We start from the raw sequence: 20,313 nt of genomic DNA on the forward strand, positions 1-20,313 counted from the left end.
GTGCCTGTTCACACACACCCCTGGAGTACGCATGCGCCCCACCCGAGCCCTTCCGCTGGCCCTCACCGCGACCCTCGCCCTCACCGCGTGCGGCGGGTCCGCACTCTCCGGCGGCGACGGGGGTGGTGGCGAGGGCGACGACAGCGTCACCATCGGTCTCCTCGTGCCCAAGTCCGGCGTCTACGCCCCCCTCGGTGAGGACATGGAGGCCGGCTTCCGCCTCTTCCTCGAGCAGAACGAGAAGCAGCTCGGCGGCAAGGACGTCAAGGTGAAGGTCGTCGACGAGGGCGGCGGGCCCGACGACGGCGTCCCCGCCGGCACCACGCTCGCCCAGGACGAGTCGGTCGACGCCGTCGTCGGCATCGTCAACTCGGCCGTGGCCCTGGGCCTGACCGACGCCTTCACCGAGGCCAAGAAGCCGCTGGTCATCGCCAACGCCGGCGCCAACGCGATCACCGGTGACAGCGGCTCCGACTACGTCTGGCGCACCAGCTTCGCCAACGGCGAGGTCGGTGCGGCCATGGGCGAGCACGTGGCCAAGGAGGTCGACGGCGAGGTCTACCTCGTGGGCCCCGACTACGCCGCGGGCGACGAGTTCCTCGCCGGCTTCAAGGAGACCTTCGAGGCGGCCGGCGGCAAGATCGCGGGCACCCAGATGACCCCCTTCGGCACGACGACCAACTTCCAGCCGTACCTGCAGAAGGTCCGCAACGCCGACCCGGACGCGGTCTTCGCCTTCTACGCGGGCTCCGAGGCGGTCACCTTCGTCAAGCAGTACGACAGCCTCGGCCTGCACGGCAAGATCCCCTTCTACGCCACCGGCTTCCTCACCGAGGGCGGTGCCCTGGAGGCGCAGGCCGGCGCGGCCGAGGGCATCTTCACCTCGCTGCACTACTCCTCGGCCCTGGAGAACGAGACGAACGCGCAGTTCGTCAAGGACTACCAGGAGGCCAACAACGAGCCGCCGACCGTCTACGCGGTGCAGGCCTACGACGCGGCCGCGGCGCTCGGCCAGGCCCTGGAGACCGGCACCTCCGGCGACGACATCGTCGAGGGGCTGAAGGGCATCGAGGAGATCGACAGCCCGCGCGGCGCCTGGTCCTTCAAGAACAACGGTCCGGACCAGACGTACTACCTGCGCAAGGTGGCCCAGCAGGACGGTGAGTGGACGAACGTCATCGAGAGCGAGCTGACCAAGCCCTCCTCCTGACCCCTTCCGCCCCACCAGGAGTGAATCTGTGACCGCACTGACGGCCAACCTCATCACCGACAACGCGGTGACGATCGTGGACGGGCTCGCCTTCGGCGTCCTGCTCTTCGTCATCGCACTCGGACTGTCCCTCGTCTTCGGCGTCATGGACGTCCTCAACCTCGCCCACGGGGCCACGTACCTCGTCGGCGCCTACATCGCCGTCGCGCTCTTCGGGGGCGGGACGACGGTCACCCTGCTGGCCTTCGCGGGGGCGGTCGTCCTCGCGGCCGTCCTCGGTGGCCTGGGTGGCTGGGGGCTGTCCGCGATGGTCCGACCGGTGGCCAACCGCGGCCACCTGGACCAGGCGCTGCTCACCCTGGGCATCGCACTCGTCGCCGCCGACCTGATCTCGATGCAGTTCGGCAACGAGGTGCAGACGGTCCCCGCACCGGCGGGCCTGGACGGCAGCATGTCGGTCTTCGGCCAGTCCTACCCGGTCTACCGGCTGATCGTCATCATCGTCGGTGGGCTGCTGGCCGTCGGTGCGCTCTACGTCATCGAGCGCACCCGCGTCGGCTCGCTCGTGCGGGCCTCGGTCGTCGACCCGCAGATGGTCTCCGCCCTCGGGGTCGACACCAAGCGCCTCGTCACCGGGGTCTTCGCCGCCGGCGCCGCCCTCGCGGCCGCCGGCGGCGTGATCGGCGGGCCGATCCTCTCCGCCTATCCCGGCCTGGACAACCGGGTGCTCCTGCTCGGCCTCGTCGTCGTCGTCATCGGCGGCCTCGGCTCGGTCAGCGGCGCGCTCGTCGGGGCGCTGGTCATCGGCCAGATCGAGACGCTCGGCGTCTCCCTCCTGCCGAACCACGCGTCCTTCCTCGTCTTCGGTGCCATGGGTCTGATCCTGCTGCTGCGCCCCCAGGGCCTGCTCGGCCGGAAGGAGGTGGCGGCATGATGCGCCCCCGCTCCTCCGCGGTCATCGCCGCCCTCGTCGTGCTGGCGCTCGTCGCCGTACCGCTGGTCCTGCCGGCGGACTCGGCCAACGTGCTCAGCCGCGTCCTCGCCCTCGCGCTCCTCGCGGTGAGCCTCGACCTGCTCGTCGGTGTCTCCGGGATGCCCTCGCTCGGGCACGCCGCCCCCTTCGGCGTCGGTGCCTACACGGCCGCGCTGGTGACCCGGGACGTCGACGCCTTCGCTCCCGTCCCCCTGCTGGCGGCGGTGGTCACCGGCGGGCTCTTCGCGCTCCTGACCGGCGTGCTCATGGTCCGCACGAAGGGGACGTACTTCCTCATGCTGACCCTGGCCGTCGCCGAGCTGACCCACGTGCTCGCCCTGCGCTGGGACGGGCTGACCGGCGGCAGCAACGGCCTCTACGGCATCCCCTCGATCACCCTGGCGCCCGGTGGCGAGGCGGTGACGCTGGCGGGCATCCGCTACTGGTGGATCCTGCTCGTCTTCCTCCTCGGCTTCGCCGTCATCTGGTGGACCTCGCGCACGACCCTGGGCCGCTCCCTCCGCGGCCTGCGGGACAACGAGGAGCGGATGGCCTCGATCGGCTACGACACCTTCCGGCTCAAGCTCGCCGTCTACGCCATCGCCGGCGCGGTGGCGGGCGCCGCCGGGTCGATGTGGGTGGCGCAGACCCGCTTCGTCTCCCCGGCCGATCTCGGCTTCGAGGTCTCCGCGATGGCCCTGCTGGCCGTGGTCCTCGGTGGCCGCGGGCGGCTCTGGGGTGCGGTGCTCGGCGCCGCGGTCGTGACCATCGTGCGGGACGACATCGGGGCCGTGCTCGGCGGGCGGGGCCCGCTGCTGCTGGGCGTCGTCTTCATCCTCGCCGTCTACCTGCTGCCCCGTGGTTTCGCCGGCACCGACTGGCGTGGCCTGCTGACCCGACGCACCCAGGAGAAGAGCGCATGACCACCGACGTGCACCCCGAGGTCCCCGCGCTGAGCCTGCGCAACGTCACCAAGAAGTACGGCGCGCTCGTCGCCGTGGACGACGTCAGCCTCGATGTGGCGAAGGGGGGCAGGCACGCCCTCATCGGGCCCAACGGAGCAGGGAAGTCGACGCTGTTCAACCTCATCGCCGGTGGGCTGCCGATCACCTCCGGGCAGGTGCTCTTCTCCGGCACGGACGTCTCGGGTCGGTCCGCCGCGTGGCGCGCCCGGCAGGGGCTGGGCAAGACCTTCCAGCACAGCTCGCTCTTCCTGTCGATGAACCCGCTGGACAACGTCGCGCTCGCGGCGCAGCGGGTGGCCGGCAAGGGGATGTCGTGGCTGACGTCCTCGGCGAGGCGCACGAGCGACATCGACGACCTCGCGGAGCAGTGCGTCGCCGACGTCGGCCTCACCGACCGGTCGCACATCATGACCGGCAACCTCAGCCACGGCGAGCGTCGCCAGCTCGAGGTGGCGGTCGCCCTCGCGACCCGACCGAAGCTGCTCCTGCTGGACGAGCCCGCCGCCGGGATGTCCCCGGCGGAGAGCCAGCGCTTCGGCGACCTCGTCCGCTCGCTGCCGGCGGACCTCACGGTGGTGATCATCGAGCACGACCTGGAGCTCGTCTTCCAGCTGGCCGACCGGGTCAGCGTGCTCCACCTGGGGGCGCTCATCGCCGACGGCCCGGCCGACGAGGTGCGCGAGGACCCCGAGGTCCAGAAGGCCTACCTCGGCGAGGGCTCCATGGAGGAGCTCTTCCACGAGACACCGACCGACCCGGCGCTGCCCCCGGTGCCCGCCACGACCGAGGAGGTCACCCGATGAGCACGTCCGGAGCGGACCTGAGGATCCAGGGCGTGGAGGCGGGGTACGGCGGCAGCACCGTCCTCACCGGCGTCGACCTGCACGTCGGCGCCGGCGAGACCGTGGCGCTGCTCGGGCGCAACGGCGTCGGCAAGACGACGCTGATGTCGACGATCATGGGTTTCGTCCAGACGCTCGGGGGCAGCATCCACGTCGGCGACGAGGACATCACGCGCCTGCCGACGCACGCCCGTGCCCGGTCCGGTGTCGCCATCGTCCCCCAGGGCCGACGGGTCTTCGCCCCGCTGACCGTCCACAACAACCTGCGCATCGCCGAGGGCAAGCACTCGGGTGACTGGACGCTCGAGCGCGTCTACGAGCTCATGCCCCGCCTGCGCGAGCGGCGCGGCAACCGCGGCGACCAGCTCTCCGGGGGCGAGCAGCAGATGCTCGCCATCGGCCGGGCACTGCTGCTCGGCCCCCGTGTGCTGCTCCTGGACGAGCCCTCCGACGGGCTCGCCCCGGCGATCGTCCAGCAGGTCACGGGCATCGTGCGCGAGCTCGCGGGGGAGGGCATCACCGTCCTCATCGTCGAGCAGGACCTGCGCGCGGCCTTCACCGTCGCCGACCGCGTGGCCGTGATGGAGAAGGGGCGGATCGTCCACTCCAGCACCGTGCACGAGTTCCGCGGGGACGGCGAGCGGGCTCGACGGCTTCTCGGCGTCGGATAAATAAATACTACAACCCCTTGACGGAACGCATGAGTAATGTAGAAGATGAAGGGGTACCCCGACGTCGTGGTCACTCCGCGACGCCCGACCGGAACGACGGAAGGTTTTCCACGTGAGCGAGTCCACGATCGAGCAGGCCCCCGCGAGCAGCGGTGGCGACGAGCAGACGACGGGGGCGCCGCCCGTCGTCGACTTCCGCACCTCGCCCGAGCGGTACCGCCACTTCAGCGTCGAGTACGACGGTGAGGTCGCCACGGTCAAGCTGGCCGTCGACGAGCAGGGGGGCCTCGTCCCCGGCTACGAGCTGAAGATGAACTCCTACGACCTCGGTGTCGACATCGAGCTCTACGACGTCGTCCAGCGGCTGCGCTTCGAGCACCCGGAGGTCAAGGCGGTCGTCATGACCGGTGGGATCGAGCGGATGTTCTGCGCCGGCGCCAACATCCGGATGCTCGCGGGATCCCCGCACAGCTGGAAGGTCAACTTCTGCAAGTTCACCAACGAGACCCGCAACGGCATCGAGGACGCCACGGCCAACTCCGGCCAGAAGTGGATCGCCGCCCTCAACGGCACCGCCGCCGGTGGTGGCTACGAGCTCGCCCTCGCCTGCGACGACATCGTCCTCGTCGACGACAACTCCTCGACCGTCTCCCTCCCCGAGGTGCCCCTGCTGGGTGTCCTCCCGGGGACCGGCGGCCTGACGCGCGTCGTCGACAAGCGCATGGTGCGCAAGGACCGCGCCGACCTCTTCGCGACGAAGTCCGAGGGCTACCGCGGTGACACCGCCGTGGACTGGGGCTTCATCGACGCGACCTTCCCGCGTGGCTCCTGGGACGAGGAGATCAGCAACCGGGCCAAGGCCGCCGCCGCGCAGTCCCCCCGCACCGGCGCGGCCGGCGAGGGGGTGCAGCTGACCGAGCTGGAGCGCACCATCGACGGCGACACGATCAGCTACCGCCACGTCAGCGCCACCATCGACCGCGCCGGCCGCCGCGCCGACATCACCGTCTCCGCGCCGACCGAGCAGCCGCCCGCCGACGCCGAGGCCGCCCGTGCGCAGGGCGTGGACTACTACCCGCTGGCGCTCGCCCGCGAGCTCGACGACCTGATCCTCCACCTGCGCACCAACGAGCTGCTCATCGGCACCTGGGTGCTGCGGGCCGTCGGTGACCAGGGCCTCGTGCTCGCCCACGACGAGAAGCTCACCGAGTGGGCCGACCACTGGTTCGTCAACGAGGTCAACCACTACCTCAAGCGCACGCTCAAGCGCCTGGACGTCACCTCGCGCAGCCTCATCGCGGTCATCGAGCCGGGATCGGCCTTCGTCGGCACCCTGCTGGAGCTCGCGCTCGCCGCGGACCGCCAGTACATGCTCGAGGGCGTCTACGAGGACGTCGACCCGGACGCCGCCCCGGCGACCATCCGCCTGACGGAGGTCAATGACGGCCGGTACCCGATGGGCAACGGCCTCACCCGCCTCGAGTCGCGCTTCTTCGGGCGGGACGAGGACCTGGCCACCGCCCGCGCCGCCAAGGGCAAGGACCTCGACTCCGCCGCTGCGGACGAGGCCGGACTCGTGACGATGGCGCTGGACGACATCGACTTCGAGGAGGAGCTGCGCATCATCCTCGAGGAGCGTGCCGCGCTCAGCCCCGATGCCCTCACCGGCATGGAGGCCAACCACCGCTTCGTCGGCCCCGAGACGATGGAGACGAAGATCTTCGGTCGCCTCACCGCGTGGCAGAACTGGATCTTCATCCGTCCCAACGCCTCCGGCCCCGACGGTGCCCTGCGTCGCTACGGCTCCGGGCAAAAGGGCGAGTACAACCTGGAAAGGGTCTGATCCATGACGGAAGCCGGCTTCAACGCTGCAGCCTGGCTCGTCGACCGGGTGGCCGCCGAGCGCGGTGACCACCCGGCCGTCGAGACTCCCACGCAGAGCGTCACCTACAACGAGCTCGTCGAGCTCACCGGCCGGGCCGCCGCGGGCCTGCGTTCCCTGGGGATGCGCCGCGACGACCGCGTCGTCTTCGTCGCCAACGACGACATCCCGCTCTTCGCCGGGGTCCTCGGCGCGATGCGCGGTGGCCTCGTGGCGGTCCCCGTCTCGACGATGTACGGCCCGAGCGAGCTGGCCGAGATCATCGCCGACTCCGGTGCCGTGACCCTCGTCGCGAGCTCCACCTACGCCGAGGCCGTGGCCCGCGCCACCGCCCAGTGCCCCGACCTGAAGCAGGTCGTCTGGGACGGCGACCCGGGGGAGCACGCTGACGCCGTCCAGGGCGCCGACCAGCTCAGCTGGGAGGACCTCGTCGCCCGCGGCGCGGCCGCGGACGCCGCGGACCGCGCCCCGGTCCCGGCTGGGTCCGACTCCTGGGCCCTGTGGCTCTACACCTCGGGCACCACGGGCAAGCCGAAGGGGGCGATGCACCGCCACGAGAACATCCGCATCGTCAGCGACACGTACGGCACGCAGGTGCTCGGGATCACGCCGGAGGACCGGTGCCTGTCCGTGGCGAAGCTCTTCTTCGCCTACGGGATCGGCAACTCGATGTTCTTCCCGCTGTCCGTGGGCGCCACGTCGGTGCTCGAGCCCGCGCGCCCGACTCCTGCCGGGATGGCCGAGCGGGTCGCGAAGGGGGCGCCGACCCTCTTCTTCGGCGTCCCGACGTTCTACGCCGGCCTGCTCGCCAGCGACATCCCGGACGACACCTTCGCAGGTGTGCGTCTGGGTGCCTCGGCCGGCGAGCCGCTGCCGCCCGGCGTCCAGGAACGGATGCTCTCGCGCTTCGGTCTGGAGATCCTCGACGGGATCGGCTCGACGGAGTGCCTGCACATCTTCCTGTCCAACCGTCCCGGTGAGATCAAGCCGGGCACGACGGGTCAGGCCGTCCCCGGGTACCACCTGGAGATCCGCGACCTCGACGGCGCGCTCGTGCCGGACGGGGAGCCGGGCACGCTCTTCGTGCGCGGAGGCTCCGCGGCCCTGGGCTACTGGCGCCGGGCGGAGGCCACCCGCGACGTCTTCCAGGGCGAGTGGATCAACACCGGCGACACCTACGTCCGGGACGCGGAGGGGTACTACACCTGCATGGGCCGCTCGACCGACCTGCTCAAGGCCGGCGGCATCTGGGTCAGCCCGACCGAGGTGGAGGACCGTCTCCTCGACCACGACGCGATCGTCGAGTGCGCCGTCGTGGGCCAGGAGGACGAGGACGGCCTCGTCAAGCCCGTCGCCGCGGTCGTCACCCGCTCCGAGGTGAGCGCCGCCGAGATCGACGAGTGGTGTCGTGCGGGGCTCGCGTCCTTCAAGCGACCGCGACGGATCTACTTCGTCGACGAGCTGCCGAAGACGGCCACCGGTAAGATGCAACGATTCAAGGTGCGGGCCCTGGTCAAGGAGCTCGACGCCAAGGAGGCGGTGTCATGAGCACCACGACAGTCGACGTGCTCATCGTGGGAGCCGGTCCCGTGGGACTCTTCGGGGCCTACTACGCCGGCGTCCGCGGCCTGAGCACCGCCGTCATCGACAGTCTCAGCCAGGTCGGCGGCCAGGTCACGGCGATGTACCCGGAGAAGGAGATCTTCGACATCGCCGGCTTCCCGGCCGTCTCGGGCCGCACGCTCATCTCCAACCTCGTCGAGCAGGCCGCCCCCTACGAGCCCACGTACGTCCTGGGTCAGGAGGCGCAGGACCTGCAGCACGTCACCGACGAGCAGGGCCGTGAGCGACTGCTCGTCACCACGAGTGCCGGCCAGACGATCGACGCCGGCGCGGTGGTCGTCACCGGCGGGATCGGGACCTTCACCCCGCGCACCCTGCCGGCGGGCGAGGACTTCCTCGGCCGCGGACTGGAGTACTTCGTGCCCAGCTCCGCGGAGTACGCCGGCCAGGACGTCGTCATCGTCGGTGGCGGGGACTCGGCGGTGGACTGGGCCAACATGCTCCACCCGATCGCCAAGTCGGTCACCCTCGTGCACCGTCGCGACAAGTTCCGCGCCCACCACGGCTCCGTCGCGCAGATGGAGGCGGCGCCGGTGGAGGTGGTCCTCAACGCGCAGGTCACCGAGACCCTCGGTGGCGACCGGCTCGAGTCGGTCACCGTCACGCCCAAGGGGAAGGGGGAGGAGCCCCGCACCCTTCCCTGCACCAAGCTGGTGGCCGCCCTGGGCTTCACGGCGAACCTGGGCCCCCTTCGTGAGTGGGGGGTCGAGCTGCACGACAACCGGCACCTCGTCGTCGACCCGGCCATGCGCACCAATGTCCCGGGGGTGTTCGCCGCCGGCGACATCACCGACTACGACGGCAAGGTGCGTCTCATCGCGGTCGGCTTCGGTGAGGTCGCCACGGCCGTCAACAACGCCGCGGTCCACATCGACCCCGACGCGCAGCTCTTCCCGGGCCACTCCACCGACAACCAGCCCGCCGTACCGCAGCCCGCCTGAGAGAGGAATCGACATGCCCTACGTCATCGCCGGGGACTGCCTCGACATCATGGACCAGTCCTGCACGGAGGAGTGCCCGGTCGACTGCATCTACGAGGGGGAGCGCAAGCTCTACATCAACCCCAAGGAATGCATCGACTGCGGAGCCTGCGAGCCGGTCTGCCCGGTCGAGGCGATCAGCCAGGACCGTCGTGTCGCCGAGGACATGACCGAGCACATCGAGGACAACCGACGCTTCTTCACGGAGGTCCTCGAGGGACGTGACGAGCCACTCGGTGCCCCGGGCGGCTCGCACAAGACCGGCCCCATCGGGGTCGACACCGCGATGGTCAAGGACCTCTGAGGCGCCGTGCTCGACGGACACCCCCTCGTCGACGCGCACGTCCACGTGCCCGTCCTCTCCTCGCTCTCCCAGTCGTGGGTCGATTGGGCCCGCCAGTTCGGGCCCGAGGGCCTGCTCGAGCGGGCCTGGGACGGCGAGGGCCGCCCCCGCCCCGCGGTCATCGACGAGCTCTTCGCGGACCAGGGCGTCGACGTCGCCGTGCTCTTCTGCGAGTACAGCCCGAAGGCGACCGGCATGCAGCTCTTCGACGATCTGCTGCCGATCGTCGAGCACAACCCGCAGCGGTTCCGCCCGATGGCCAACGTCAACCCGCACCTGCACCACCCGATCGCGGCGGAGGTCCGCCGCCAGCTCGGGCACGGTGCAGCGGGGTTGAAGCTGCACCCGGTGCACGGCGGCTTCCGCTGCGACGACCCGATGCTCTACCCGGCCTACCAGGTGCTGGTCGAGGAGGGGGCGCCGCTCGTCGTGCACTGCGGCACCTCGACCTTCTCCGGGTCGGCCAACGAGTACGCCGACCCGACCTACCTGCTGCCGGTGGCGCGCGACTTCCCGGAGCTCGACATCATCCTGGCCCACGGTGGTCGCGGCTGGTGGTACGAGCAGGCGGCCTTCATGGCCATGAGCAACCCGCACGTGTGGATCGAGCTGTCGGGCCTGCCGCCCAAGCGCCTGCCGCAGTACTACGCCGCGGCCGGCCTGGACAGGCTCGCTCGCAAGATGATCTTCGCGACCGACTGGCCCGGTGTCCCCGGCGCGGACGTCAACGCCCGCGCGGTGGCTGACCTCGTGCCGGCGGAGACCGTCCCGGCGGTCCTCGGTGGCAACGCCCTGCGCCTGTACGCCAGCATGCCGTTGGTGGGAGAGGAGGTGGTCTGACGTGCCCGTCTACGCCCTCGGGGACCGGGAGCCGGTCATCCCCGACTCCGCCTTCGTCCATCCCGACGCCGTGGTCATCGGTGCGGTGACCCTCGGGGAGCAGGCGTCCGTGTGGCCGACCGCCGTCCTGCGGGCGGACTTCGGCGAGATCATCATCGGCGAGCGCACCTCGATCCAGGACGGCACGATCATCCACTGCATCGAGGAGCAGCCCACCGCCGTCGGTGCCGACTGCGTCGTCGGGCACAACGTCCACCTCGAGGGGTGCACCGTCGGTGACGAGTGCCTCATCGGGTCCGGTTCCGTGGTGCTCAACTTCGCGCGGATCGGCTCGGGCTCGGTCGTCGGCGCCGGCGCCGTGGTCACCGAGCACGCCGACGTCCCCGCGGGGTCCCTGGCCGTCGGGGTGCCCGCGAAGGCGCGCCCCGCGCCCGACGAGGCAGCGGAGTGGGTCCGCTTCGGCGTCGGCGAGTACCTCACCAACTCCACCGTGTACCGCGACCAGCTGCGTCGGCTCGACTGACGCACGAGAGCCCGACCGCACGACGAAGGGAACGATCATGAACGACGCCACCCAGGGTGTCCCCGCATCCCAGCTCAGTGACGAGGAGCTGGAGAAGCAGGGCAAGAGCGCCCACGAGACCCGCAACTGGGTCTTCCTGCACGGCAGCGCCGAGCAGTTCGCCCACCACACCGCCCGGATGCTCGAGCTGGAGCGCGAGTACCTGCGCCGCCACCCCAAGCGCACCTGGCAGGGCAGCGGCGGTGCGCCCACCGACCTCGCCCAGACGGCCGCCTCCTGGCGCGAGACCGTCCGTGGTGTCATCGCCCAGCTCGAGGCCCTCGTCGACCTGCCCGACCCGCAGTCCGCGGAGGCCCCCGGCGTGGCCGACCCCGCCCGCGCGTTCCTCCAGCGCCTCGCCGACAACGACGGGCGGATGGACAAGCTCGAGGCCCACCAGGCCGCCCGCGAGGTGGGGCTCGACCCCGCCGTGCGCGCCGACCTCTACAAGGCCGAGCCGCCGCTCGTCGTGACCGAGGGCAAGGAGCGCGTCCTCACCGACGCGGGCCGCGCGCGCCTGACGGAGCAGGAAGGCGCCGCGTGAGCGCTGCGGTGCGCCGTGCCTACCTCGTCGACGGGGTCCGCACGCCCGTCGGGAAGTACGGCGGTGCGCTGGCCACGGTGCGTCCCGACGACCTCGCCGCACACGTCATCCGCGAGCTCGTCGCCCGGCACCCCGACCTCGACCCCGCCGTCGTCGACGACGTCGTCCTCGGCAACGCCAACCAGGCCGGTGAGGACAACCGCAACATCGCGCGGATGGCCGCGCTGCTCGCCGGGCTGCCGGTCGGTGTGCCCGGGACGACGATCAACCGGTTGTGCGGCTCCGGCCTCGACGCGATCGGGTACGCCGCCCGCGCGATCCGTGCCGGTGACGCCGACCTGATGATCGCCGGGGGAGCGGAGAGCATGAGCCGTGCCCCCTTCGTCGTGCCCAAGGCGGCCGGCCCGTTCTCCCGGTCCATGACCCTCGAGGACACGACGATCGGGTGGCGTTTCGTCAACCCGGAGATGGAGCGGATGTACGGCACCGACCCGATGCCCCGCACCGCGGAGAACGTCGCCGTCGACCACGCCGTCGCGCGCGAGGACCAGGACGCCTTCGCCCTGCGCTCGCAGGAGAAGGCCGCGGCCGCGATCGCCTCCGGGCGCCTGGCCCGCGAGATCGTCCCGGTCTCCGTACCCCGGCGCAAGGCCGAGCCCCTCGTCGTCGACACCGACGAGCACCCGCGCGCGACCTCGCTCGAGGCGCTCGGCGGGCTGCGGCCGCTCTTCGAGGGGGGCAGCGTCACGGCCGGCAACGCCTCCGGCGTCAACGACGGCGCGGCAGCGCTGCTCGTCGCCTCGGAGGAGGCCGTCGACAAGCACGGGCTGACCCCCTTCGCCCGGATCGACGCGGTGACCGCCGTCGGCGTGGAGCCGCGCGTCATGGGGATGGGCCCCGCCCCGGCCGTGCAGCGGCTCGTGCAGCGCACGGGTGTCTCCCTCGACGACGTCGGCGTCATCGAGCTCAACGAGGCCTTCGCCTCGCAGGGCCTGGCCGTCCTGCGCGAGCTGGGCATCGCCGACGACGACCCGCGCGTCAACCCCCACGGCGGCGCCATCGCCCTCGGGCACCCGCTCGGCATGAGCGGTGCGCGCATCGCCCTCTCCGGCGGGATGTCGATGGCCGACGACGGCCACGACCACGCGATCATCACCATGTGCATCGGTGTCGGTCAGGGCATCGCCGCGCTGCTCTCCCGTCCCTGACCCTCGCAACTGCTTAGGCTCCTGCGACCACCTTGCGCAACTGCCTAGGCTCCTGCGACTCCACGTCCCCGACCCACCTGAAAACAAGGACCCCATGACCGACTCCACCGCGCCCCTCGTCCGTATCGACCGCCTCGACGACGGTGTCGTCGAGGTCGTCCTCGACCGGCCCGAGGCGATGAACGCCGTGTCGACGGCCATGGCGCAGGCCCTCGTGGCGGCCGGTGACGAGCTGCGGGCCGACCCGGGTGTGCGGGCGGTCGTGGTCACCTCCAGCCACCAGAAGGCGTTCTGCGTCGGGGCCGACCTCAAGGAGCGCAACGGCTTCAGCGACGACGACCTGCGGGCGCAGCGACCCGGCAACCGCCGGGCCTACCGCGCCCTGTACGACCTGCCGGTCCCGACCATCGCCGCCGTGGACGGGCACGCCCTCGGCGGGGGGTGCGAGCTCGCCCTCGCGTGCGACCTCATCGTGGCGGGGCCGAAGGCCTCCTTCGCGCTGCCCGAGGTCTCGGTCGGGGTCATCCCCGGCGGTGGCGGCACGCAGCTGCTCACCCGCCGCATCGGGTGGTCGCGGGCCGCGGACCTGATCTTCACCGCCCGTCGCGTCGACGGCCCGGAGGCCGCGCGCCTCGGCCTCGTCGACCGGGTCGTCGAGGACGCGAAGGGGGAGGCGCTCGCGATGGCCGCCACCATCGGCCGGCACTCGCCGGTCGGGGTGCGCAACGCCAAGGCGGCCATGCGTGGTGGCCTGGACCTGACCATCGACGAGGGGCTCGACCTCGAGGACGCCCGCTGGCACGACACCGCCTTCAGCGCCGACCGCGCCGAGGGCGTGCGGGCCTTCGCGGAGAAGCGTCGCCCGAACTGGCCGGGACCGCGCTGAGCCCTACTCGGTGAGCCCGGGCGCCGCGTCGCGCCACTCCGCCTGGCTCCGGGCCACGAGGGCCTCACCCCGGTGGGCGGCGTGGTCGTCGGCGATGAGCCGGCAGGTCGGGTCGTCCTGGGGCAGCAGGCTGACCACGGCGTCCGCGGAGTCGGCGAGCCGGCACTCCCCGTGCTCGAGGGCCGGGCAGGTGCGTCCGGCCTCGTTGGTCGGGCCCTGGCACTTGCGCACCTCGACGCCGGCCTCCCACAGCGCCTGCACCTCGGGGGTGTCGACGAGGCTCCGCGTCTCGATGAGGACCTTGCGCGAGGGGCCCCCGACCGGCCACGGCGGCATCAGGTCGTCGGTCGCGAGGTCGAAGACCACCTCGCCCTCCTCGACCGGGGCGGCGATCGCCGTGCTCGTCGTGCGCAGCAGCCGCAGCATGGCGCGGTTGTCGGTGCGCACGACGGCGCGAAGGGTCAGCAGGCCGTCCGCGCGGGCCCGCTCCCGCAGGGCCGCGAGCAGTCGGGCACCCAGGCCGTGGCCCTGCCGGCCGACGGCGACGGCCATCGCGAGCTCGGGTGGCTGACCCTCGTCCGTCCGCTCGTACCGCGCCTCGCCGACGACCGTCCCCGCGTGCAGGGCGACGAGGGAGGTGGTGCCGGGATGCAGGGCCGCGAGCGCGGCGAGCTCCTGCGTCGAGACGGAGTGGGAGAAGCGCATCCGGGCCGACTCGGGGTCGAGCCCGGTGAAGAGGGCGGCGATGCCCCCTTCGTCCCCGGGCGTCGCCGACCGGATCGTGAACTCGTCCTGCACCATGGCTCCTCCCGGTGACCCAGTCTACGGCCGCACAGCTCCTCCCGGGTGGGCTCGACGTCACCGGCTGCCACGAGGTCGACCGTCGCTCGTCCGTCACCGCCGGGAGGTCATATGGTGGCGATGTGATCGACCTGCACACCCACTCCGCCCGGAGCGACGGGACGGACGCGCCCGCGGAGCTCGTCGCCCAGGCCGCCGAGGCCGGGTTGAGCACGATCGCGCTCACCGACCACGACACGACCGTGGGCTGGGCCGAGGCCGCCGCCGCGGCGCAGCGGCACGGCATCACCCTCGTGCGCGGGGCCGAGCTGTCCACGCGCCACAACCGGCGCTCGGTGCACCTGCTGGCCTACCTCTTCGACCCCGACGAGGCGCAGCTGGCCGAGGAGATGCGCCGCACCCGCGAGGACCGGGTGCCGCGGCTGCAGCGGATCGTCGAGCACATGGCCGCCGAGGGCTTCCCCGTGACCTGGGAGGACGTCCTGGCGCAGGTTCCCGAGGGGCCGGTCTCGCTGGGCCGCCCGCACCTGGCCGATGCGCTCGTTGCCAAGGGGCTCGCGCACGACCGCAGTGAGGTGTTCGCGCGCTGGCTGCACAACGGCTCGGCCTTCTACGAGCCCCACTACGCCACCGCGACCGTCGACGCGGTGCGCCTGGTGCGGGCCGCCGGTGGGGTGCCCGTCCTCGCCCACCCCTTCGCCGTGCGACGCCAACGCGCGGTCGACGGCGACGACGTGGCGATGCTCGCCGAGGCCGGGCTCGTGGGCATCGAGGCGGACCACCGTGACCTCGACGACACCGGCCGCGGTCTCGCGCGCGACCTCGCCGCCGCCCTCGACCTCGTCGTCACCGGCAGCAGCGACTTCCACGGGGACGGCAAGACCAATCGGCTGGGGGAGAACACCACGTCGCCGGAGTCGCTCGCGCGCATCGAGGCCATCGCCTCCGGTGCCACGCCACTCCTGCGCTGAGCCGTCCAGCCGCTCCCCACCCGGGGGCGCTACCGTCGGCCCATGAGCGACAGCCACCGCCAGCAGTACGTCATCGAGACGCTCGAGACCGCCTTCGCCGACCTGATGCGGGCCGACCCGGCCGCCTTCCGGGTGAAGTACCGCAAGATGGCCGACAACCCCTTCGCCTTCTACCGCGGGACCGCGTGCCTCTTCCACCGCGACCTCGCCGCCTCCGAGCAGCCCTGGGTCGACGACCGCACCGGCCGGGTGTGGATCCACGGTGACCTGCACCCGGAGAACTTCGGGACCTACATCAACTCCCACGGTGAGCTCGTCTTCGACGTCAACGACTTCGACGAGGCGTACGTGGGGCCCTTCGCGTGGGACCTGCGCCGCTTCGTCGCCGGCTTCGCGGTCATGGCGTGGCAGAAGGCGCTGCCGGAGCAGACCGTGCGCGACCTGGCCGCCGGCTACCTGCGGGCCTACCTCGAGCGGCTGCACGGCTTCGTCGAGGGGAGCGGCGACGAGGAGTTCGCGCTGCGGCTGGGCAACACGACCGGTGCGCTCCACACGACACTGCAGCAGGCCCGTCGGCAGAGCCGGGCGGCGATGCTCGACTCGATGACCGAGATCGGTGGTGACGGACGCTGGTTCACCGACGGGAAGGGGGTCCGTCGCCTGGAGGAGGCCGAACGGGACGTGGTGCTCGAGGCCTACCGGCGGTACCTGGAGACGATCCCCGAGGCCAAGCGGGTGGAGCGGGAGACCTTCTACCAGGTCAAGGACGTGGTGGGCCGCTCGGGCTTCGGCATCGGGAGCGCGGGCCTGCCTGCCTACAGCATCCTCATCGAGGGGTTCAACGAGGCGCACGAGAACGACATCGTCCTGTCGATGAAGCAGGCCAACCGGCCCGCGCTCGCGGACGTCGTCGAGGTGCCGAGGATGGCGGAGCTCTTCACCCACGAGGGGGAGCGGACGGTCATCAGCCAGCGCGCGCTGCAGGTGCACGCCGACCCGCTGCTCGGGTACACGACGATCGACGGCGTCGGCTTCCTCGTCGACGAGGTCTCGCCGTACGAGCTCGACCTGTCCTGGGACGAGCTGAACGAGCCGGCCGACATGGAGCCGGTCGTCGACGCGCTCGGTCGGGCGACCGCCAAGATCCACTGCGTCTCCGACGCCGACAGCGACCACACGGTCGTCGACTTCCAGACGGAGGAGGCGATCGTCGAGGTGCTGCAGGGGCGGGAGGAGGAGTTCGTCCGGGAGATCGTCGACTTCGGGGTGGGGTACGCGCAGCGGGTCCGGGACGACCACGCACTCTTCGTCGAGGCCTTCCGCGAGGGGCGCATCGGGCAGGTCGCCTCGGTCTGAGTGTGCTGGGTCACGCGGGGGACCTTCGCGTGCAGGCGCACCCGACCTGCGAGGATGACCTCGCAGTCCCGCACCTCGAGGAGGGGTATCACCGGTGGCACGAGCCAAGAAGTCAGCGATCATCGCCGTCGCGAACCAGAAGGGCGGTGTCGCCAAGACAACGTCCGTGGCATCGATCGGTGCGGCGATGGCCGAGGAGGGGCGGCGGGTGCTGCTCGTCGACCTCGACCCCCAGGCGAGCCTGACCTTCAGCCTGGGGATCGACCCCGACGTCGTCGAGGTGTCCATCCACGAGGTGCTGCTCGGCCAGGCGGAGGTCGCCGACGCGATCCTCGAGGCCAGCGAGGGCGTGGACCTGCTCCCGTCGACGATCGACCTCGCCGGGGCGGAGGCGCAGCTGCTGACCCGGCCCGGGCGCGAGTTCATCCTCCAGTCGGTCCTGGAGGAGGTGCGCACCGACTACGACGTGATCCTCCTCGACTGCAGCCCGAGCCTGGGGGTGCTGACGCTGGCGGCGCTGACCGCGGCGACCGGCCTGATCATCCCGATGCAGGCCGAGATGCTCAGCCACCGCGGCGTCGGCCAGCTCCTCGACACAGTGCGCGACGTCAAGAAGCTGCTGAACAAGAAGCTGAAGACCATCGGCATCCTGCCGACCATGTACGACGGTCGCTCCAACCACGCCCGCGAGGTGCTCGACGACCTCGGCGGTCGCTACCAGCTGCCGGTGCTCTCGCCGCCCATCCCGCGCACCGTCCGCTTCGCCGAGGCACCGGCGGCCGGGCGCTCCATCCTCGACACCGCCCGCTCCAGCAAGGGCGCGTCGGCCTACCGCGAGGTCACCGAGCGGATCCTCGAGGCCATCTGAGCGCGGTCCGCGTGATCAGGTGGTCACGTGGTGCGTCTCCGAAGGGGATGTGGCGCACCAGCTGACCACCTGATGTGGGTCGGTAGTGCGTGGTCGCGCTGCAGGGGCCAGGCCACGTGGGCGAAGGGGGAGTCGCAACCCTCGTGCTCGACAAGAGAAACCCCGGGTCCGCAGGAGTTCCATACTCTTGCGAACCCGGGGTTCATCGGGTGACCCGAGATTCGGGAGGTGGGTGAGGCGTCAGCCGTTGTTGGGCTGGCCCGCCTGCGACTGGCCGCCGCGGGTGCGACGACGGTTGCGGCGACGAGGCGGCCGACCCTCGGCGGTGCCGGAGTCCCCCTTCGCCTCGCCGTGGCCGCCGGAGCGACCGCCACCGTCACGTCCGCCGCCGGAGCGACCGCCACCGTCACGTCCGCCGCCGGAGCGACCGCCACCGTCACGGCCACCGGAACGGCCGCCACCGTCACGACCCCCGGAGCGGCCGCCGCCCTGACGACGCCCACCGGACTTGCCGGTCTCGCCGACGTCCTCGAGCTCCTCGGCGTCCAGGCCGGCGCGGGTGCGCTGCGAGCGGGGCAGGCGGCCCTTGGTGCCCTCGGGGATGTCGAGGTCGGTGAAGAGGTGCGGGCTGCTGGAGTAGGTCTCCAAGGCCTCCGGGATGCCCAGGTCGAGCTGGCGGTTGATCATCGACCACTTGGTCTCGTCGTCCCAGTCGACGAAGGTCACGGCGATCCCGGTGTTGCCGGCGCGACCGGTGCGCCCGATGCGGTGGACGTAGGTCTTCTCGTCGTCCGGGCACTGGTAGTTGATGACGTGCGTGACGTTGTCGACGTCGATGCCGCGGGCGGCGACGTCAGTGGCGACGAGGACGTCGACCTTGCCGTTGCGGAAGGCCCGCAGTGCCTGCTCGCGGGCACCCTGACCGAGGTCACCGTGGATCGACGCCGCAGCGAAGCCCCGGTCGGCCAGCTCGTCGGCGACCTTGGCGGCGGTGCGCTTGGTGCGGGAGAAGATGATCGTCAGCCCGCGGCCCTTGGCCTGCAGGATCCGGGCGATCATCTCGACCTTGTCCATCGCGTGGGCCCGGTAGACGAACTGCTCGGTCGCCTTGACGGTGTGGCTGTCCTTGGCGTCGCCGTCCTCGCTCATCGCGCGGATGTGCGTCGGCTGGGTCATGTAGCGACGGGCCAGCGCGACGATCGCACCGGGCATGGTCGCGGAGAAGAGCATCGTGTGCCGTGACGGGTTGGTCATCGCCATGATCTTCTCGACGTCGGGCAGGAAGCCCAGGTCGAGCATCTCGTCGGCCTCGTCGAGGACGACGGTCTTCGTGGCGGACAGGTCGAGGTGCTTCTGCTGGGCCAGGTCGATGAGGCGCCCGGGGGTCCCGACGACGACGTGCACGCCCGCCTTGAGCGCGTCGATCTGCGGCTCGTAGGCGCGACCGCCGTAGACGGTGAGCACCTTGATGCCCAGCCTCTTGCCGGCCCGCTCGAGGTCGGCGGCGACCTGGCCGGCCAGCTCACGGGTGGGGGCGACGGCGAGGGCCTGGGGGCGCGGGTCGTCGGTGTCGGTCTCGATGCGGTTGAGCATCGGGACGCCGAAGCCGAGCGTCTTGCCGGTCCCCGTCTTGGCCTGGCCGATGATGTCGTGCCGGTCCAGGGCGACCGGCAGGGTCATCGCCTGGATGGGGAAGGGGTGGATGATCCCGCCGTCGGCCAGCGCGGCCACGATCTCGGGGTGGACGTCGAAGTCCGCGAAGGTCTGCTGGGCCGCCTGCGGGGCGGTGCCCTCGACGTCGGGCGTGGCCTGGACGGCCTCGCCGGCCTCGTCGACGGGTTCGGTGATTTCGGACGTGCTCGCGTCGGTCATGTGTCTCTCGATCAGCGTGGACGGCGCTGCGTGCGCCGTGGGTGGCACGGGCCGATCGGAGGTCAGTCAAGCGGTCTGCCACGCGTGGGGCGACCGCGCCGGACGTCTCGTCCAGCCGGAAAGGATGCCGACCGGGCACCGCTGGTCACGACCATGCTACCCGCCGGACGGGGGGTCAGTCGCACGCGCGGGGCTCGCACTAGGCTGCGGGCATGAGCGAGCAGGCAACTCCCTCGTCCGCCGGGGGTCTTGGGGAGCGCGAGCGAGAGGGCACGATCGAGCTGCTCGGCGTGATCGCCTACGGCGCGATCTCGGGCTTCACCCGCATGGCCGCGGACTCGGAGATGGCCGATGACCTCGCCCTCAAGCGTGCCCTGGCCGGGATGGCGGTCTCGGAGTTCCACAACCACGAGCTGCTCACCGACCGGATCGTCGAGCTCGGCGGTGACCCCAACGCCGCGATGGCACCCTTCCGGCCCGCCTTCGACGCGTACCACGCCCGCACCCGGCCCCGGAACCTCCTCGAGGGCCTGGTCAAGGCCTACATCGGGGACGGGATCGCCACGGACTTCTTCCTCGAGATCTCGCGGTACGTCGCGGACGACTCCCGCGTGATCATCGAGCAGGCGAGCACCAGCCACCGGGACGTCGACACGATCGTCACGGCGGTGCGGGCCGGCATCGCCGAGGACCCGCGACGCGGCGGTCCGCTCGCCCTGTGGGGCCGGCGGCTCGTCGGCGAGGCGCTCACCCAGGGGCAGATGGTCGCCGCCGAGCGGGAGGCGCTCAGTGAGCTGGTGCTCGGCCTCAGCCACGACCGGCCCGGTGCCACGCTGCACGAGGTGGGCGAGCTGATGCAGCGACTGACCGACCGTCACCAGCTGCGCATGGGGCGCCTGGGCCTGTCCGCCTGAGC

General features: G+C 71.6%; 20 protein-coding genes. 18 read left to right on the forward strand and 2 right to left on the reverse strand.

What is annotated here, in order from left to right:
• Positions 1–31 precede the first annotated feature (31 nt).
• The 14 genes from O9K63_RS16265 (at position 32) to O9K63_RS16330 (ending at position 13,529) form a co-directional block, all read left to right on the forward strand.
• Positions 32–1,210 carry an ABC transporter substrate-binding protein gene (locus tag O9K63_RS16265; RefSeq protein ID WP_277239582.1) on the forward strand — a complete coding sequence of 393 codons (1,179 nt, stop codon included), beginning with the start codon at positions 32–34 and terminating at the stop codon, positions 1,208–1,210.
• A gap of 28 nt (positions 1,211–1,238) precedes the next feature.
• Positions 1,239–2,144 (forward strand): branched-chain amino acid ABC transporter permease, encoded by a 906-nt coding sequence (locus tag O9K63_RS16270; RefSeq protein ID WP_277239583.1) that lies wholly within the window; start codon positions 1,239–1,241, stop codon positions 2,142–2,144.
• Entirely contained in the window at positions 2,141–3,106 is a 966-nt protein-coding gene (locus O9K63_RS16275) for a branched-chain amino acid ABC transporter permease (RefSeq protein WP_277239585.1), read from the forward strand. The genes O9K63_RS16270 and O9K63_RS16275 overlap by 4 nt, the downstream gene beginning before the upstream one ends.
• A complete protein-coding gene (locus tag O9K63_RS16280; RefSeq protein WP_277239587.1) occupies positions 3,103–3,951 on the forward strand; it encodes an ABC transporter ATP-binding protein in 849 nt (282 codons plus the stop codon). The genes O9K63_RS16275 and O9K63_RS16280 overlap by 4 nt, the downstream gene beginning before the upstream one ends.
• A complete protein-coding gene (locus O9K63_RS16285; RefSeq protein ID WP_277239589.1) occupies positions 3,948–4,661 on the forward strand; it encodes an ABC transporter ATP-binding protein in 714 nt (237 codons plus the stop codon). The genes O9K63_RS16280 and O9K63_RS16285 overlap by 4 nt, the downstream gene beginning before the upstream one ends.
• Before the next feature lie 112 nt (positions 4,662–4,773).
• Entirely contained in the window at positions 4,774–6,504 is a 1,731-nt protein-coding gene (gene boxC, locus O9K63_RS16290) for a 2,3-epoxybenzoyl-CoA dihydrolase (protein WP_277239590.1), read from the forward strand.
• A 3-nt stretch (positions 6,505–6,507) separates the two neighbouring features.
• The gene (locus O9K63_RS16295; protein WP_277239592.1) at positions 6,508–8,091 is read left to right on the forward strand and encodes a benzoate-CoA ligase family protein; all 1,584 of its coding nucleotides are present in this window, start codon (positions 6,508–6,510) and stop codon (positions 8,089–8,091) included.
• Complete coding sequence (locus O9K63_RS16300) at positions 8,088–9,107, forward strand: NAD(P)/FAD-dependent oxidoreductase (protein WP_277239593.1); 1,020 nt, start codon at positions 8,088–8,090, stop codon at positions 9,105–9,107. The genes O9K63_RS16295 and O9K63_RS16300 overlap by 4 nt, the downstream gene beginning before the upstream one ends.
• Before the next feature lie 13 nt (positions 9,108–9,120).
• Positions 9,121–9,450: a ferredoxin gene (gene fdxA, locus O9K63_RS16305; protein WP_277239595.1), complete on the forward strand. Its 330-nt coding sequence runs from the start codon at positions 9,121–9,123 to the stop codon at positions 9,448–9,450.
• 6 nt (positions 9,451–9,456) lie between these two features.
• On the forward strand, positions 9,457–10,329 hold the full coding sequence (locus O9K63_RS16310; RefSeq protein ID WP_277239597.1) for an amidohydrolase family protein: 873 nt from the start codon (positions 9,457–9,459) through the stop codon (positions 10,327–10,329).
• Between the two features lies 1 nt (position 10,330).
• The gene (locus O9K63_RS16315) at positions 10,331–10,852 is read left to right on the forward strand and encodes a gamma carbonic anhydrase family protein (protein WP_277239599.1); all 522 of its coding nucleotides are present in this window, start codon (positions 10,331–10,333) and stop codon (positions 10,850–10,852) included.
• Between the two features lie 37 nt (positions 10,853–10,889).
• Positions 10,890–11,435, forward strand: coding sequence for a DUF6158 family protein (locus tag O9K63_RS16320; protein ID WP_277239600.1), 546 nt, complete (start codon positions 10,890–10,892; stop codon positions 11,433–11,435).
• On the forward strand, positions 11,432–12,643 hold the full coding sequence (gene pcaF / locus O9K63_RS16325; protein WP_277239602.1) for a 3-oxoadipyl-CoA thiolase: 1,212 nt from the start codon (positions 11,432–11,434) through the stop codon (positions 12,641–12,643). The genes O9K63_RS16320 and pcaF overlap by 4 nt, the downstream gene beginning before the upstream one ends.
• 94 nt (positions 12,644–12,737) lie before the next feature.
• Positions 12,738–13,529, forward strand: coding sequence for an enoyl-CoA hydratase/isomerase family protein (locus O9K63_RS16330; RefSeq protein WP_277239604.1), 792 nt, complete (start codon positions 12,738–12,740; stop codon positions 13,527–13,529).
• A 3-nt stretch (positions 13,530–13,532) separates the two neighbouring features.
• Here O9K63_RS16330 and O9K63_RS16335 read toward each other — a convergent pair whose 3' ends face one another.
• The gene (locus O9K63_RS16335) at positions 13,533–14,330 is read right to left on the reverse strand and encodes a GNAT family N-acetyltransferase (RefSeq protein WP_277239607.1); all 798 of its coding nucleotides are present in this window, start codon (positions 14,328–14,330) and stop codon (positions 13,533–13,535) included.
• Between the two features lie 11 nt (positions 14,331–14,341).
• On the opposite strand from O9K63_RS16335, the gene O9K63_RS16340 reads away from it, so the two are divergent.
• The 3 genes from O9K63_RS16340 to O9K63_RS16350 all read left to right on the forward strand — a co-directional run bounded on the left by O9K63_RS16340 (position 14,342) and on the right by O9K63_RS16350 (position 17,525).
• Positions 14,342–15,301 carry a PHP domain-containing protein gene (locus O9K63_RS16340; protein WP_346771031.1) on the forward strand — a complete coding sequence of 320 codons (960 nt, stop codon included), beginning with the start codon at positions 14,342–14,344 and terminating at the stop codon, positions 15,299–15,301.
• A 42-nt stretch (positions 15,302–15,343) separates the two neighbouring features.
• Positions 15,344–16,657 (forward strand): DUF2252 domain-containing protein, encoded by a 1,314-nt coding sequence (locus O9K63_RS16345; RefSeq protein ID WP_277239609.1) that lies wholly within the window; start codon positions 15,344–15,346, stop codon positions 16,655–16,657.
• 94 nt (positions 16,658–16,751) lie between these two features.
• Complete coding sequence (locus tag O9K63_RS16350; protein WP_277239611.1) at positions 16,752–17,525, forward strand: ParA family protein; 774 nt, start codon at positions 16,752–16,754, stop codon at positions 17,523–17,525.
• Between the two features lie 240 nt (positions 17,526–17,765).
• On the opposite strand, the gene O9K63_RS16355 is transcribed toward O9K63_RS16350, so the two are convergent.
• Complete coding sequence (locus O9K63_RS16355; protein ID WP_277239613.1) at positions 17,766–19,397, reverse strand: DEAD/DEAH box helicase; 1,632 nt, start codon at positions 19,395–19,397, stop codon at positions 17,766–17,768.
• A 212-nt stretch (positions 19,398–19,609) separates the two neighbouring features.
• On the opposite strand from O9K63_RS16355, the gene O9K63_RS16360 reads away from it, so the two are divergent.
• Positions 19,610–20,311 (forward strand): ferritin-like fold-containing protein, encoded by a 702-nt coding sequence (locus O9K63_RS16360; RefSeq protein ID WP_277239615.1) that lies wholly within the window; start codon positions 19,610–19,612, stop codon positions 20,309–20,311.
• Positions 20,312–20,313 lie beyond the last annotated feature (2 nt).

The sequence above is a fragment of the Janibacter cremeus genome (assembly GCF_029395675.1).
GTDB lineage: Bacteria > Actinomycetota > Actinomycetes > Actinomycetales > Dermatophilaceae > Janibacter > Janibacter cremeus_A.

Excerpts from the sequence above, each read along its gene's own strand:
- O9K63_RS16265 (WP_277239582.1), top strand. The coding sequence starts at position 32 with ATGCGCCCCACCCGAGCCCTTCCGCTGGCCCTCACCGCGACCCTCGCC.
- O9K63_RS16275 (WP_277239585.1), top strand. The coding sequence starts at position 2,141 with ATGATGCGCCCCCGCTCCTCCGCGGTCATCGCCGCCCTCGTCGTGCTG.
- O9K63_RS16280 (WP_277239587.1), top strand. The coding sequence starts at position 3,103 with ATGACCACCGACGTGCACCCCGAGGTCCCCGCGCTGAGCCTGCGCAAC.
- O9K63_RS16285 (WP_277239589.1), top strand. The coding sequence starts at position 3,948 with ATGAGCACGTCCGGAGCGGACCTGAGGATCCAGGGCGTGGAGGCGGGG.
- O9K63_RS16295 (WP_277239592.1), top strand. The coding sequence starts at position 6,508 with ATGACGGAAGCCGGCTTCAACGCTGCAGCCTGGCTCGTCGACCGGGTG.
- O9K63_RS16300 (WP_277239593.1), top strand. The coding sequence starts at position 8,088 with ATGAGCACCACGACAGTCGACGTGCTCATCGTGGGAGCCGGTCCCGTG.
- fdxA (WP_277239595.1), top strand. The coding sequence starts at position 9,121 with ATGCCCTACGTCATCGCCGGGGACTGCCTCGACATCATGGACCAGTCC.
- O9K63_RS16320 (WP_277239600.1), top strand. The coding sequence starts at position 10,890 with ATGAACGACGCCACCCAGGGTGTCCCCGCATCCCAGCTCAGTGACGAG.
- O9K63_RS16330 (WP_277239604.1), top strand. The coding sequence starts at position 12,738 with ATGACCGACTCCACCGCGCCCCTCGTCCGTATCGACCGCCTCGACGAC.
- O9K63_RS16335 (WP_277239607.1), bottom strand. The coding sequence starts at position 14,330 with ATGGTGCAGGACGAGTTCACGATCCGGTCGGCGACGCCCGGGGACGAA.
- O9K63_RS16345 (WP_277239609.1), top strand. The coding sequence starts at position 15,344 with ATGAGCGACAGCCACCGCCAGCAGTACGTCATCGAGACGCTCGAGACC.
- O9K63_RS16355 (WP_277239613.1), bottom strand. The coding sequence starts at position 19,397 with ATGACCGACGCGAGCACGTCCGAAATCACCGAACCCGTCGACGAGGCC.
- O9K63_RS16360 (WP_277239615.1), top strand. The coding sequence starts at position 19,610 with ATGAGCGAGCAGGCAACTCCCTCGTCCGCCGGGGGTCTTGGGGAGCGC.